Annotated in this window: 12 protein-coding genes; 4 read left to right on the forward strand and 8 right to left on the reverse strand. The window is 59.2% G+C overall.

All coding sequences use genetic code 11. The annotated features are described in order from the left end of the window. The first annotated feature begins 21 nt into the window (after positions 1-21). Positions 22-2613, forward strand: coding sequence for a TIGR02302 family protein (locus B9P63_RS02110; RefSeq protein ID WP_085306880.1), 2592 nt, complete (start codon positions 22-24; stop codon positions 2611-2613). A 9-nt stretch (positions 2614-2622) separates the two neighbouring features. On the opposite strand, the gene B9P63_RS02115 is transcribed toward B9P63_RS02110, so the two are convergent. Continuing rightward, on the reverse strand, positions 2623-3486 hold the full coding sequence (locus B9P63_RS02115) for a zinc-ribbon domain-containing protein (RefSeq protein ID WP_085306881.1): 864 nt from the start codon (positions 3484-3486) through the stop codon (positions 2623-2625). Positions 3487-3677: 191 nt separating this feature from the next. Between B9P63_RS02115 and B9P63_RS02120 the strand changes: the two genes are divergently transcribed. The 3 genes from B9P63_RS02120 to B9P63_RS02130 are packed head-to-tail and all read left to right on the forward strand — an operon-like array spanning position 3678 to position 5988. Then, positions 3678-4355, forward strand: coding sequence for a cell division ATP-binding protein FtsE (locus B9P63_RS02120; RefSeq protein WP_085307059.1), 678 nt, complete (start codon positions 3678-3680; stop codon positions 4353-4355). Then, positions 4352-5254 (forward strand): cell division protein FtsX, encoded by a 903-nt coding sequence (locus B9P63_RS02125; RefSeq protein ID WP_085306882.1) that lies wholly within the window; start codon positions 4352-4354, stop codon positions 5252-5254. Before B9P63_RS02120 ends, B9P63_RS02125 begins: the two co-directional genes overlap by 4 nt. Beyond that, a complete protein-coding gene (locus tag B9P63_RS02130; RefSeq protein WP_085306883.1) occupies positions 5251-5988 on the forward strand; it encodes a lysophospholipid acyltransferase family protein in 738 nt (245 codons plus the stop codon). Before B9P63_RS02125 ends, B9P63_RS02130 begins: the two co-directional genes overlap by 4 nt. Positions 5989-6019: 31 nt before the next feature. Here the strand turns inward: B9P63_RS02130 and lpdA are convergent, their stop codons facing one another. The 7 genes from lpdA to B9P63_RS02165 form a co-directional block, all read right to left on the reverse strand. Then, the gene (lpdA, locus tag B9P63_RS02135) at positions 6020-7408 is read right to left on the reverse strand and encodes a dihydrolipoyl dehydrogenase (RefSeq protein ID WP_085306884.1); all 1389 of its coding nucleotides are present in this window, start codon (positions 7406-7408) and stop codon (positions 6020-6022) included. A gap of 87 nt (positions 7409-7495) precedes the next feature. Further along, entirely contained in the window at positions 7496-7885 is a 390-nt protein-coding gene (locus B9P63_RS02140; RefSeq protein WP_085306885.1) for an MAPEG family protein, read from the reverse strand. Next, positions 7882-8865 carry a glycosyltransferase family 2 protein gene (locus tag B9P63_RS02145; RefSeq protein WP_176219080.1) on the reverse strand — a complete coding sequence of 328 codons (984 nt, stop codon included), beginning with the start codon at positions 8863-8865 and terminating at the stop codon, positions 7882-7884. The genes B9P63_RS02140 and B9P63_RS02145 overlap by 4 nt, the downstream gene beginning before the upstream one ends. 206 nt (positions 8866-9071) lie before the next feature. Then, positions 9072-10550, reverse strand: a complete 1479-nt coding sequence (odhB, locus tag B9P63_RS02150; protein WP_085306887.1) for a 2-oxoglutarate dehydrogenase complex dihydrolipoyllysine-residue succinyltransferase — start codon at positions 10548-10550, stop codon at positions 9072-9074. A 3-nt stretch (positions 10551-10553) separates the two neighbouring features. Continuing rightward, positions 10554-13514, reverse strand: coding sequence for a 2-oxoglutarate dehydrogenase E1 component (locus B9P63_RS02155; RefSeq protein WP_085306888.1), 2961 nt, complete (start codon positions 13512-13514; stop codon positions 10554-10556). A 102-nt stretch (positions 13515-13616) separates the two neighbouring features. Continuing rightward, on the reverse strand, positions 13617-14498 hold the full coding sequence (gene sucD, locus B9P63_RS02160) for a succinate--CoA ligase subunit alpha (RefSeq protein ID WP_085306889.1): 882 nt from the start codon (positions 14496-14498) through the stop codon (positions 13617-13619). Between the two features lie 42 nt (positions 14499-14540). Continuing rightward, complete coding sequence (locus B9P63_RS02165; protein ID WP_085306890.1) at positions 14541-15047, reverse strand: hypothetical protein; 507 nt, start codon at positions 15045-15047, stop codon at positions 14541-14543. Positions 15048-15081: the final 34 nt, after the last annotated feature.

A 15081-nucleotide genomic window follows, 5' to 3' on the forward strand; every position in this document is an offset into this window, starting at 1 on the left:
CGTCTAGGCTCGGAGCATGTGATGGCGAGTGACAAACCACGGCATTCCAAGACCCTCGCGCGATTGCGCGTGCCTTTGGCGTTAACCTGGCTTGGGATAAGCGCAGAGCGTGCGGCCCGGGCGCTTTGGCCGCTTTGGAGCCTGATCATCGCGGTGCTTGGCACGCTTATGTTGGGCCTGCACGACGCCTTTGCGATCGAAGCGGTTTGGGCGCTGGCGGTGATATCCTGCAGCGCTGGCGTCTATTTCCTGCTGCGCGGATTTCAGAAATTTCGCTTGCCAAGCCGTCTTGACGCGCTTGCGCGCCTTGACGCGAGCCTGCCCGGACGGCCTATTCAAGCGCTTATGGACAGTCAGGCGATCGGTCCGCAAGACGCAGCATCGGCAGCCGTTTGGCACGCCCATCAAGAGCGCATGGCGTCGCGCGCGTCCCTTGCAAGGGCGGTCAAGCCACAGGTGCGCCTTGCCTCGGGCGATCCGTTCGCGCTGCGCTATGTGGCGGCTTTGCTGCTTGGGGTCGCTTTGCTTTTTGGCTCGCTCTGGCGCGTGGCCACAGTTACGGACATTGCTCAGGGAAATACCGGTTTGGCTGGTGGTCCTGTCTGGGAGGGCTGGGTTGAACCACCCGCATATACAGGTAAGCCGAGCCTTTACTTGAGCGATCAAGAGGGCCGTTTCGAGGTGCCCGAAGGCAGCCGGATCAGTCTACGACTTTACGGTGAAATTGGTGCGTTGACGGTGGCGGAGACACTTTCTGGCCGTGTCGAGGAGACAGGCAGCGCCGCGGATCCCGAACAGAATTTCATAGCCAGCAAAAGCGGCACGCTTGAAGTTGCAGGCCCCAATGGGCGCATATGGCAAATTGCCGTCACCCCGGACAGCGTGCCGCGCGTCGAAGTGACGGGCGCGCCGGAACGCTCAGCCGAGGGGCTGATGAGCCTGCCGTTCGAGGCGTCGGACGACTACGATGTCATCGGCGGGCGGGCACAGATCACGCTTGATCTGGCGGCGGTGACGCGCCGCTACGGGCTAAGCGTTGATCCTGAACCGCAAGACGCGATCGAGCTTGATTTGCCCCTGCCGATTTCCGGCGATCGCAGTGATTTCGCAGAAACCCTGTTCGGTGATTTCTCCCGGCATCCTTTCGCCAATCTGCCGGTTTCGCTGAGTATGACGGTGGAGGATGCCAAAGGGCAGTCCTCTGCGCCGAATATCACCCATATGATTCTGCCGGGCCGGCGCTTTTTCGACCCGCTGGCAAGCGCGCTTATCGAGCAGCGCCAATGGCTTTTGTGGTCGGTTGAAAACGGCGTGCGCACTGCGCAAATGCTGCGTGCGATATCGCATCTCCCCGACGACATCTTTCGCGAGGAAACAGTGTACTTGCGACTGCGCGTGATTCTGCGGCGGATTGAAACGCAGATCGGTTTCGGCAGTTTTTCAGGGGAAGCACGCGACGAGGCGGCAGAAGCCCTTTGGGATCTGGCGCTTTTGGTTGAGGACGGCGACGTTCAGGATGCACTCGAGCGTATGCGCCGCGCGCAGGAACGTCTCTCCGAGGCGATGAAAAACGGGGCGAGTGATGATGAAATTGCGGAATTGATGGATGAACTGCGCCGCGCCAACGAAAATTATATCCAACAACTGCAGCGCGAAACCGCGCGAAATGGCGAAAACTCCGAACGGCCACCGGGTGCGCAGGACGATGCGATGCAGATGACACAAGACGATTTGCAGGCGATGATGGACCGCATTCAAGAACTGATGGAAGAGGGGCGCATGGCCGAGGCCGAGCAGGCCCTGCAAGAGCTTCAGGAAATGATGGAAAACATGCAGATTGCCGAGGGCCAGCAGGGCCAAGGGGAGCCATCGGAAGGCCAGCAGGCGATGGAAGGCCTTGCTGATACGCTGCGCGATCAACAGGGCCTGTCCGATCAGGCGTTTCGTGATTTGCAGGAGCAATTCAACCCGAATGCTCAGACTGGCGAGAACCAAGGCAATGAGGGCCGCAATGGTGGGCAGGGCCGGGGTCAATCCCATGACAATCGCTCCGGCGAGGGCCAAGGACAGGGCGAGGGGCAATCCGAGCAGGGCCAGGAAGGCCAACAAGCAGAGAATGGTGGTGCGGGTCTCGCGCAGCGACAAGAGGATTTGCGCGCAGAGCTAGAGCGTCAGCGTGGCTCATTGCCGGGCGCAGGCAGCGAAGCGGGTGACGCCGCGCGCGATGCGCTGCGGCGGGCCGAAGAGGCGATGCGCGGAGCGGGCGATGCGTTGCGGCGCGATGATCTGGCCGAGGCGATAGATCGTCAGGCCGAGGCGATGGATGCTTTGCGCGATGGCATGCGCAACCTTGGCGAGGCTTTGGCGGAGACGGAGCAGAACCAGGGCCAGCAAGGCACGGCAGAGGGTCGCCAAGGCGGCGAGCAGCGTGATCCGCTTGGGCGTAGCCCGGGCGCGAACGGGCAGGCCGGTACGGATGAGGGCTTGTTGCAGGGCGAGGATGTTTACCGCCGTGCGCGCGAATTACTTGATGAAATTCGCAAGCGCAGCGGCGAAAACGCACGCCCCGAAGGAGAGCGTGATTACTTGCGCAGGTTGTTGGATCGCTTCTAAATCAGAGACTTAGAGGTTTTCCGAAGCCATTTGATCAAGCCAGCTAAGGCCCTTTTGCAATGATGTGCCGAGCCAGTTGCGTGCGCCTTCGACAGCCGTAGTATACTGCGCGACGGCAGGTTCGGCGGTGGGCACCATGGCGCTGATCTTCGGACCGTAGACATAGGCTGCAAGCGCGATTGCGGCCAGAAGGGTCACTGTCAAAAAGCTGCGTCGAAAGCCACGCCCTTTTCGCTCCATGCGTGGCGCGGTGCCACGCAGGTCTGCATCGGCCGCCTCGGCGGGACGGCGACGCTCGCCCGAAGAGCGTAGGGTCGAGTTGATTTCTTCAATATCGGGCAGCAGATCGCGGCGCGATCCGGCAGCAGCAGTCGCGTTAGCGACGGCGACCTGCGCCGGAACCGGCTCACCGCGCATCCGTGCCATGCGTTCACGGGCTTCGCGGGCGCGCCGAGCGCTCTCATCCTCTGCAACAGCATCAAGGCCCAGATCCGGCTGGCTTTCCAACGGCGCGCCATGTTCTGCGGCGCGCGCTGCTGCCTCGAATTCGGCCTCTTCGCGTAAAAGCTCGGAGACGTGTGGATCAAGCTCACGCTTGGCCACTTTGGGCATGGATTGAGGTTCTTCGATAGGGTCGGGCTGCTCTTCTGGCTCCTGTTCAGGGGCTTCGACACGGGGCGCGTCGGGCGGCGGCGGTGCAACAGGCTCCACACTTGGCGCATCTCCCTCGTCCGCGAGGCCGTGATCATGATCGGGATGGTCTTGAAACCATGTGTTCGAGCAGGCCGAGCACTGCACATCACGACCTTCGGTCGGGATGACCTCGGTGGGCACCTCATATTGAGCCCCGCAATTCGGGCAAATCAAACGCATATTCTCACCCTACCTTATCGGCATAGTCCCAAGGCCTGCAAAGCCCATTGTTCGCATCACCTTATGACGACATGCTGCTATGGTAAATCCCATTCGCTCGCTTGCACGTCGCAGTGATTGAATCCACCTGCGCGCTCAGGCACAACGGGGAAACGCTTGCCGAAAAGGCGGGCAACAGGAAAGGTCGCTCTGTGATCGAGTTTGAGACAGTTGCCCATAGCTATAGTGGCGGAGAGCTTTTAAGCGATGTTTCGCTGCGCCTTGCGCCCGGGTCATTTCATTTTCTGACCGGACCTTCCGGTTCTGGCAAAACCACGTTCTTAAAGCTGTGCTACGGCGCTTTGGTGCCCACATCTGGCAGCGTGCGCCTGTTTGGCGAAGATGTGCGCACGATGAACCGCGATGATATCGCGCTGGCACGTCGCCGTGTCGGGGTGGTGCATCAAGATTGCCAGTTCCTTGATCATCTGAGTTTACGCGAAAATCTGGCGTTGCCCCTGACAGTCAGCGGGCAAGAAGCGCTGGATGATGACGCCAATCTCAAGGAACTGATGGGCTGGGTGGGTCTGACTGCGCGCGCCGAGGCGATGCCGCCGGAGCTTTCTGGTGGAGAGCGACAACGCGCCGCGCTTGCCCGCGCGATCATCATGTCACCCGAAGTGATTCTTGCGGACGAGCCGACGGGCAATGTGGATTGGGAAATGTCGCAGCGCCTTTTGACGCTGCTGATCGAGCTTAACCGCATGGGCAAGACGATCATGATCGCGACGCATGATCTGGGGCTAATTCGCGCTGCAAAGAATCAGGTGCAAGCGAGAGTGTTGCGCATTTCGGGTAGGCGGCTGCAACTTGCGGGGGCGGATTTGTGAGTGCGTTTCAATCCATACTGGACTTCGCCATCGGCGATGCGCAGGCCGAACGCGCAGTGCCGCCCACGGGTTTCACGGTTCGCCTGACCGTGTTTAGCGCGGGCGCCATGGCGTTTTTAGTGGTGTTTGCACTGGCGCTGTCACTTGCCGCTGGGCGGCTTGCCGATCGTTGGAGCGACGAGTTGGCGCGCAGCGCGACTGTGCGCATTTCCGCGCCGAGCGAGCAGATGGCGGCCCAAACCGAAGCCGCATTGAATGTGCTGCGCACCACGCAGGGCGTGCAATCGGCGCGCGCACTTAACTTGCAGGAACAGCGTGACTTGCTTGCACCCTGGTTCGGGCCAGAGCTCGCGCTGGAAACGCTGCCTTTGCCGCAGATGATCGAAGTGATCGAAACCGCCCAAGGTTTTGACGGGGACGGGCTGCGCCTGCGCCTTGCAGGGGAGGTTCCAGGCGCGGTTCTTGACAATCATGCACGTTGGCGCGCACCTTTGGTCGCTGCCGCAGGCTCGCTGCGCTTGCTGGGATGGCTGTCGATCCTGTTGATCGTGCTGGCCACTGGTGCGATGATTACGCTTGCGGCCAATGCTGCGCTTGCTGCGAACGCGCAGGTGATCGCAGTGATGCGCCTTGTGGGTGCTCGCGACAGCTATATCGCGCAAGCTTTTATGCGCCGCTTTACGCTGCGCGCGCTTGGGGGAGCTGGTGTAGGCACATTGCTTGGCGCGCTGGCGCTCATGCTGCTGCCAAGCGCTTCGCAGGAGGGCGGTTTTCTGACGGGGCTCGGGTTTCAAGGGGCGCATTGGCTTCTGCTTCTGCTAATCCCTGTTCTTGCGGGCGTCGTTGCCTTTATCGCCACGCGCCTTGCGGCGCGCAACACATTGCGGAGCCTGACATGAATGAAACGAAAAATCCGGTTCAATGGCTGCGCTCGCTGCTATTTGTCGGGCAAATCTATTTCATGATGCCGATTATTGGCCTCGCTTTTGCGCCTTGGGCGTTGTTCTCCAAGCGCGGCGCGCGCGCGTGTTGCAAGAGCTATAGCCGTTGGGTGTTCTGGACGGCCCGTTGGATGGTCGGCCTTAAGGTGGAAGTGCGCGGCACTCCGCCCTCCGAGCCGGGCTTGGTTGCGGCTAAACACCAGAGCTTTCTGGACATAATGATGATTTTCACGGCAATTCCATCCGGTAAATTCATCATGAAAAAGTCAATTTTATGGACGCCCGTCGTCGGACAATATGCCAAACTGTTGAACTGTATCGCCGTAGATCGCGGCAAGCGCGGGGCAGCGATCGAAAAAATGGTGTCCGATGTTAAAGCGGGCGCGCTCGAGCCGGGTCAATTGATTATTTACAGCCAAGGTACGCGCGTCGCGCCCGGGGCGATAAAGCCATATAAGGTGGGTACGGGCGTTTTATACGAGCAGTTGGGTCAGACCTGTTTTCCGGTCGCAACCAATGTTGGGGTGTTTTGGCCACGCACAGGGATCTACCGTAAACCGGGTGTGGCCGTGGTTGAGTTTCTGGAGCCGATCGAGCCGGGATTACCACGTGATAAGTTTATGGCCCTGCTGGAAGAGCGGGTGGAAACCCGCTCCAACGCCTTGATGCGTGAAGCGGGTTTCGAGATTTAGTACACTCAACTTTTGAAAAATTGAGCTTGGATCAAGCGTGGATCGCGCCGTCGCCACAGGCGAGGGCCGCTTCGCGCACAGCTTCCGAATAGGTCGGGTGGGCGTGGCATGTCATAGCAAGGTCCTCGGCAGAGGCTCCGAATTCCATCGCAACGCAGACCTCATGGATCAAATCGCCAGCGCTTGGGCCGATGATATGCGCACCCAAAATACGGTCCGTGTCCTTGTCTGCAAGAATCTTGACGAAACCGTCAGCGGCAAAATTCGCCTTAGCGCGGCCATTACCCATAAAGGAAAACTTGCCGGCCTTGTAATTTACGCCTGCTTCTTTCAATTCCTGCTCCGTCTTACCGACATTGGCGACTTCTGGATGCGTGTAAATCACGCCCGGAATAACGCCGTAATTCACATGGCCGTGTTTACCTGCGATCTGCGCGGCAGCGGCCATGCCCTCATCCTCGGCCTTGTGCGCTAGCATTGGACCAGAGATCGCATCGCCGATGGCGTAGATGCCTTTGACGTTGGTCTGCCAGTCCGCGCCTGTCTTGATCTGGCCGCGCTCGGACATCTCGACGCCGAGCGCTTCGAGGCCAAGACCGTCGGTGTAGGGGCGGCGGCCTGTCGCTACGAGAACCGTGTCCGCGTCGATCACATGCTCGCTGTCGTCCTTGCGCAGTTTGTAGGCGACTTTCGCTTTGGTTTTGGTGGTTTCCACGCCTTGCACGGCGGCCCCCATGATGAAGTTCAAGCCTTGTTTGGAAAGTATGCGCTGGAAGGTTTTTTGCACCTCGGCGTCCATACCTGGTGTGATGGCGTCAAGAAACTCGACGACGGTCACTTCGGAGCCGAGACGGGAATAGACCGAACCAAGCTCAAGACCGATCACGCCTGCGCCAATCACAACCATTTTTTTGGGGATTTTGCCTAGTTCCAGCGCACCTGTGGAGGTGACGACAATTTTCTCATCCACCTCGATGCCGGGCAGGGAGGATGGCTCTGAGCCGGAGGCTACGATAATGTTCTTGGCTGTGTGAACCTCGTCGCCGACTTTGACTTTGCCTGCCTCGGGAATGGAACCCCAGCCTTTGAGCCAGTCGATCTTGTTTTTCTTGAACAAGAATTCGATACCCTTGGTGTTACCCTCGATCACCTCGTCCTTATAGGTGAGCATTTGGGTCCAATCGACCGAGGGACTTTTGCCCTTGAGGCCCATTTTGGCAAAGTTATGCTCTGCCTCATGGAGCTGATGCGAAGCGTGCAGCAAGGCTTTGGAGGGTATGCAGCCAACATTGAGGCACGTACCGCCGAGCGTATCGCGCCCCTCTACGCAGGCTGTTTTCAGACCCAATTGCGCGCAACGAATGGCGCAGACATAGCCGCCGGGGCCGGAACCGATGATGATGACGTCATAGTCAGACATGATGTATCCTTTTGGTGAGAACGGGGAGGGGGCGTTGCCCCCGCCTCGGCAAGCCGAGACCCCCCAGAGTTTATAGGCAAGATGAAGTCAAAAGAGGGCGGCGAGCAGCATGATAACCGTTGCAAGCAGGCCGACTAACCAGATGAGCGAACGCCAGGGCGTTAGGGCGAAAACATAAGCGGGCACGTAGAGGATGCGTGCACCAAGATAGGTGAAGGCGCAGAGCATGGTAATCGCGCTGGTTTGATCCGAGTAAGTCACGACGAGCACGGCAATAGTGAACAGGATTAACCCCTCGAAGTGGTTGTTCATCGCACGTTGCAAGCGCCCTGCGGTGCCGGTGAGCTGGATGTGCTTGTCGCGCGGGCCGGCGGCTTTGTGCATGCCAACCTGGCGGATGGAGACTGCGGAGTAAGCGAAAAATTGCAAAACTTGCAGCAAGGCTGCGAGCGTGAGAGCGGTGAGTTCGGGTGTCATGCGGGTGTATCCCTTGCTTGTGGCTTGGACCATTTGCGGATTTGTTCAGGTGTCAGGAGCGCCGCGCTTCGGGCTGTGAGCCACGCTTTGCAGCGGGTTTCTGCGGCATTGATGTCTGGTTGTGCACGCAAACGGGCCATTTCGTTTTGCACGGCACCGAGATGGCGCTGGATGGATAGATTTTGGCGCGTATTCTGGTTTGCGATCTGATGCCAGCGCGATCCGAGCATGTATTTGTCGCTGCGCGTTGCCTGGCCATCGCCGCGATCATTCTTCATCAGAAAAACATCGCGCGACGGGACAGCGTAATGGTTGACGCAGGCGGCCTGAGGCTGGATCGAGCGATCAAACGGGCGGTATTTTGAACGCTCTGGCGTGTTCAATATGGTTGCATTCAAGCCTTTGCCCTCGACGCTGCGCACTTTGGTGTTGTCCTTTTTCGGCCCGATTGGACGATGATCGCTCGCGTGCTCGAAGTCGCGAAAGCGGAACATGGATTTGAACTTGCAGCGCTCGGGTATGGGGTGCTCTTCGGCGTAGGTGAAATGTTCAAGCACTGAGCCGGGCCAATGCTTGTGTCCGCTATCGCCAAACGCCCACCAAGGCAGCGCGATCACATCACCGCCACCCGCGCGCGCAAGCAAATCACTGATGTGGCCATCGCCAAGGCCGATATTGAGAAATTCATCCGCATCGATATGAGCGATCCATTCGATGTCCGTCGGGTCCAGATGGGCGAAAGCGGCGCGCATGCCGCTGTCTTGTGGCGCTGTTTCTGGTGGCACTGTATTGCGCAGGTGATCTATGGCACCAAATTGCGCAAGCCGGTCCAAAAGCGTATCGGACCCATCGGTGCAATCGTTCGAGCAGATCACGATCCGATCAAAGCCGATCACGCGGTGATAGGCGACCCATTCAACGATAAACAGCCCCTCGTTGCGCATGCAGGCGACAAGGGCGGCGTTTGCATAGTTGCTCATGGCACGGTCCCTCCGCATTTCGGGCAAGTCAGCGTATCGCTCTTTTCGCTAGCGCGCAGAAACGCACCTGTTTTGTGTAGCTTGCGATAGGGCGCTTTGTCCGGTGCACTGTTTGGACCGACCCCGACTACCCACCTGACCTCAGAGCGGAAACCGCACTTAGGGCAGGTGAGCGTTGCGGGCTTCAGGTAGGCCATTTGCGTCGATCAGAGATCCATGAGCAGGCGGCGGGGATCTTCCAGCGCCTCTTTGACGCGCACGAGGAAGGTGACCGCGCCTTTGCCATCGACGATGCGGTGATCGTAGGACAGTGCAAGATACATCATCGGGCGGATCACGACCTGGCCGTTAATGGCCATCGGGCGGTCCTGAATTTTGTGCATGCCGAGGATGCCGGACTGCGGCGGGTTCAGGATCGGCGAGGACATGAGCGAGCCGTAGACGCCGCCGTTGGAAATGGTGAAGGTGCCACCCTGCATTTCCGCCATCGACAGCTTACCGTCGCGCGCACGCTTGCCCTTTTCGGCAATCGCCTTTTCAATATCAGAGAATGACATTGCATCCGCGTCGCGGATCACAGGCACCACAAGGCCGGAGGGCGTACCTGCGGCGATGCCCATGTGCACGAAGTTCTTGTAAACCACATCAGTGCCGTCGATTTCCGCGTTCACCTCGGGCACTTCGCGCAGGGCATGGCAGCAAGCCTTGGTGAAGAAGGACATGAACCCGAGCTTGGTGCCGTGTTTCTTCTCGAAGAGGTCTTTGTACTCTTTGCGCAGCGCCATCACCTCGGTCATGTCAACCTCGTTATAGGTGGTGAGCATCGCGGCGGTGTTCTGGCTTTCCTTCAGGCGTTTGGCGATAGTTTGGCGCAGGCGCGTCATCTTTACACGCTCCTCGCGCGAGGCATCATCTGCGCTGACGGGTGCGCGCGGCGCGGCGACAGGTGCGACGGAGGCTGCGGGGACAGACGCGAGCGCCTTGGCTACGTCTTCCTTCATGATGCGGCCATCGCGGCCCGAGCCTGTAACGGCGTCGCGGCTGATGCCGGCTTCGGCCATCGCCTTTTTGGCGGAGGGCGCATCCTCGACGTCTTTGCCGCCTGTGGATACGACAGGGGCAGCAGCGGCTGGCGCGGTACCGGCTGGTGCGCTTGCGCCGCCAATTACGGCGAGCTTGGCCGACGCATCAACGGTGGAGCCTTCAGGTGCAGTGATTTCCGACAGTACACCTGCAGCGGGCGAGGGCACTTCGACGGATACTTTGTCGGTTTCCAGCTCGCAGAGCATTTCGTCCTGAGCGACGGTGTCGCCGACCTTTTTGAACCATGTGCTGACGGTCGCTTCGGTGACGGATTCGCCGAGCGTCGGAACCATGACATTGATGCTTTTGTCGCCTGCGGGCGCGGTGGCAGGCGCAGCTTTTGCTGGCGCTCCTCCCGCGCGGGAGCCCTCAACGATGGTGGCCAAAAGCGCATCGACGCCAACCGTGTCGCCCTCGGCTGCGACGATTTCGCCCATGACGCCAGCGGCGGTCGCCGGGACCTCGACAGTGACTTTGTCGGTTTCCAACTCGCAAAGCATTTCATCGACCGCCACGGCATCGCCGGGCTTTTTGAACCATGTTGCAACGGTGGCCTCGGTGACCGATTCGCCCAATGTGGGGACGCGAATTTCAGTGCTCATGGGTTATTTCCCTTCCAGTGTCAGCGCGTCGTCGATCAGCGCCGTTTGTTGTGCTTTGTGCATGCTTGCAAGGCCCGTCGCGGGCGATGCGGATGCCGAACGGCCCGCGAAAACGGGGCGCTGATGTTTCGCGTCGATGCGGCTAAGCACCCATTCTAGGTTCGGCTCCATGAAGGTCCAGCCGCCCTGATTCTTGGGCTCTTCCTGGCACCAGACCATTTCGGCGTTTTTGAAGCGCTCCAACTCGTTCACCGCGGAATTGGCGGGGAAGGGATAGAATTGCTCGAACCGCATCAGGTAGATATCGTCGATGCCGCGCGCGTCGCGCTCTTCGAGCAGGTCGTAGTAAACCTTGCCCGAGCACATCACGACGCGTTTGATCTTGTCGTCTGCGACCAGCTTGGTGTCCGAATTGCCGTATTGGGCATCGTCCCAGAGCACGCGGTGGAAGCTGGAACCGGTGGTGAATTCTTCAGCGCGGCTGACCGCCAGCTTGTGACGCAGCAAGGATTTGGGCGTCATCAAAATGAGTGGCTTACGGAAGCTGCGGTGCAACTGGCGGCGCAGAATGTGGAAATAGTTCGCAGGAGTCGTGCAGTTTGCGACGATCCAGTTGTCTTGGCCGCACATCTGCAAGAACCGCTCGAGGCGGGCAGAAGAGTGTTCGGGGCCTTGGCCCTCGTAGCCATGAGGCAACAGAACGACGAGGCCGGACATGCGCAGCCATTTGCTTTCGCCCGAGCTTATGAACTGGTCGAACATGATCTGTGCGCCGTTGGCGAAATCGCCGAATTGTGCTTCCCAAAGGGTAAGCGCATTGGGCTCGGCCATGGAATAGCCGTACTCGAACCCAAGCACCGCATATTCCGAGAGCATCGAGTCGATGACCTCGTAGCGCGCTTGCCCTTCGCGGATGGTGTTCAGGGGATAAAAACGCTCTTCGGTGTCTTGATTGATCAAGGCGGAGTGGCGCTGCGAAAAGGTTCCGCGAGCGCTGTCCTGACCCGAGAGGCGCACGGCCATTCCCTCAGTGAGTAGCGAGCCGAAGGCGATGGCTTCGCCTGTGGCCCAATCGAAACCCGTGCCGCTGTCGAACATCTTTTTCTTTGCGTCGAGCAAACGCCCGACAGTTTTGTGAAGCGGGAAGCCTTCTGGCGCACGCGTCAGCGCTGTTCCGACATCAGCCAGCGTTTCTGGCGAAATCGATGTTTCACCGCGCTGGTAATCTTCTTTGTTGCGATCCAGATGCGACCACTTGCCGTCAAGCCAATCGGCCTTGTTCGGCTTGTAATCCTTACCCGCTTCGAACTCATCATTCAGATGCGCCTGAAACGCGGTTTTCATGTCCTCGATCTCGCCCTCGGGGATCAGACCGTCTTTGATCAAACGCTCCGTGTAGAGGCTGAGGGTGGTCTTGTGGGTCTTGATCTTCTTATACATGACCGGATTGGTGAACATGGGCTCATCGCCCTCGTTGTGACCGAAGCGGCGGTAGCAAATGATGTCGATCACCACGTCCTTGTGGAACTTCTGGCGGAATTCGGTTGCGACTTTTGCCGCGTGAACAACCGCCTCGGGATCGTCGCCGTTGACGTGGAAAATCGGGCTTTCCACGACGAGCGCATTGTCCGTTGGATAGGGCGAGGAGCGCGAGAAATGTGGCGCGGTGGTGAAACCGATCTGGTTGTTCACCACGATGTGCATGGTGCCGCCGGTCTTATGACCACGCAGGCCGGAGAGCGCGAAACACTCGGCAACGACGCCTTGACCCGCGAAGGCCGCATCGCCGTGCAGCAGGATCGGCATGACCTTTGTACGCTCTGTATCGTTAAGCTGGTCCTGTTTGGCGCGCACCTTTCCGATGACGACGGGGTTTACAGCCTCTAGGTGAGAGGGGTTGGCCGTTAGCGACAAATGCACCGAGTTGCCGTCAAATTCACGGTCGGAACTGGCACCAAGGTGATATTTCACGTCGCCAGAGCCATCCACATCTTCGGGTTTGAAGCTGCCACCCTGAAATTCGTTGAAAATGGCGCGATATGGCTTGCTCATTACGTTGGCCAGAACCGATAGACGGCCACGATGTGGCATGCCGATCACGATGTCCTGCACACCCAAAGCGCCGCCGCGTTTGATGATTTGTTCCATCGCGGGGATCAGGCTTTCGCCGCCATCAAGGCCAAAACGCTTGGTGCCCATGTACTTGACGTGGAGAAATTTTTCGAAGCCCTCGGCCTCGACCATCTTGTTCAGGATCGCCTTGCGCCCCTCGCGCGAGAACTGGATTTCCTTGCCGAGGCCCTCGATGCGCTCTTTCAGCCAACTTGCTTCTTCGGGGTCGGAAATGTGCATGTATTGCAGAGCAAACGTGCCACAATAGGTGCGCTTTACGATATCCAAAATCTGCCGCATGGAGGCGATTTGCAGGCCCAGAACATTATCGATGAAGATCGGGCGGTCCATGTCGGCGTCGGTAAAACCGTAGGACTTAGCATCAAGCTCGGGGTGGCGCGAGGCTTCGCGCATGCCGAGCGGATCGAGGTCGGCGGCGAGGTGGCCGCGGATACGGTAGGCACGGATGATCATCAGCGCACGGATGGAATCGAGCACGGCGCGTTTGATCGCCTCGTCGCTGACCTCTACACCCGCGTTTGCTGCTTTGGCTTTGATCTTATCGCCCGCCGCCTTGGTTTCCACCTGCGCAGGCCACTGGCCATCAAGCGCCGCGGTCAGATCATCATTCGGCATAGGGGGCCAATCGGCGCGCGCCCAAGAGGGGCCCGCTGCCTCGGCCTTTACATCCAGATCAGCGTCGCCAAGCTGGGAGAAGAAGTCCTGCCACGCCGCATCGACCGCGTTCGGATCATTCGCATATTGCGCATATAGCTGCTCCAGATACTCGGCGTTATGGCCTTGCATGAAGGAGGAGGCGTGGAACTGGTCGTTTGGGCTTTGCTCGGTCATTCTGCTCTCCCGAAAGGGGCTTTTTCTGAATGCAGCCCTTGGCAGGGCCAAAATGTTTAAAGGGTTTGGGCCATTAGGCCCAAACCGATGATTGTGCGGACTTTACCCGATCGCTTCGATCACGGCTTCGCCCAGCGTCGCGGGGCTATCGGCCACCACAATTCCTGCGGAGCGCATTGCTTCGATCTTGTCCTCTGCGCCGCCTTTGCCGCCAGCGACAATCGCGCCAGCGTGGCCCATGCGGCGACCGGGAGGGGCGGTGCGGCCTGCGATGAATCCGGCAGTTGGTTTCCAACGGCCTTTCTTTTTCTCATCCGCAAGGAACTGCGCGGCTTCCTCTTCGGCAGAGCCGCCGATTTCACCGATCATGATGATCGACTGCGTCTCTGGATCGGCGAGGAACAGCTCCAGCACGTCGATATGCTCGGTTCCTTTGATTGGATCGCCTCCGATGCCGACCGCAGTGGACTGGCCAAGGCCTAGGTCTGTGGTTTGCTTGACCGCTTCATAGGTCAGAGTGCCGGAGCGCGAAACGACACCACAAGAGCCGCGTTTGTGGATGTGACCGGGCATAATGCCGATCTTGCACGCATCAGGTGTGATCACGCCGGGGCAGTTGGGGCCGATCAGGCGGCTTTTGCTACCCTCAAGGGCGCGCTTGACCTTCATCATGTCGAGCACAGGAATGCCCTCGGTGATGCAGATGATCAACTCCATCTCGGCGTCGATTGCCTCAAGGATTGAATCTGCCGCAAAGGGGGGCGGGACGTAGATCACGGAGGCGTTCGCTTCGGTAACGTGGCGCGCTTCGTGCACGGAGTTGAAGACGGGCAGGTCGAGGTGCGTTGTGCCGCCTTTGCCGGGGGTCACGCCGCCGACCATTTTCGTGCCGTATGCAATCGCTTGCTCGGAGTGGAACGTGCCTTGCGAGCCGGTGAGGCCCTGGCAAATTACTTTGGTGTTTTCGTCAACGAGAACTGCCATGGTGTGTGGTCCTTCTAGTGCAATCGTATTACCGCAAGACGGCTATTTTGTTTCAATGACGGCAAGGCGATACTGCGCCCCGCGTGTTGTGCTTTGATCCCGGGAGGTGAAGATCACGCGCTTGCGCACGCCCTCTTCGACCCAGACGTTTTCTGCGCCCTCGACCAGTGACGGGCTTGCAACCTTGGCGTTCGGAAACAGCCGTGGAAAGGCATTCGCGACGCGCTGCGTTTGACCCGTGCGCGCGATTGCCATAACGGCGCAGGCACGATGATCGTTTCGCTCGCGGATCAACACCGCAGGGCGGCGATCATCCACGATATATGCCCGGTACCCGCGTGCATTGGCACGGCGGGTGGGAACATAGCTCGCATTTCTGAGCGTTGGCTCAAATGCGCTGCCCGAATTCAAAGGATGCAGGCACATCTGCTCGAAGGTCGAAACGAAGGAGGTGGGGCTGCTTTTGGGGACGACATGCGCCGGGCGTATGTTCGACAACTCAACCTTGTCAGGCGCGCTGTCAAAGCATCCCGAAAGCGAAACGGTCATGAGGACCGCTCCGGCAATTCGTGTTCCTGGCGCA

Origin of the sequence: Planktotalea arctica (assembly GCF_002105285.1) — a bacterium.
Classification (GTDB): Bacteria; Pseudomonadota; Alphaproteobacteria; order Rhodobacterales; family Rhodobacteraceae; genus Planktotalea; species Planktotalea arctica.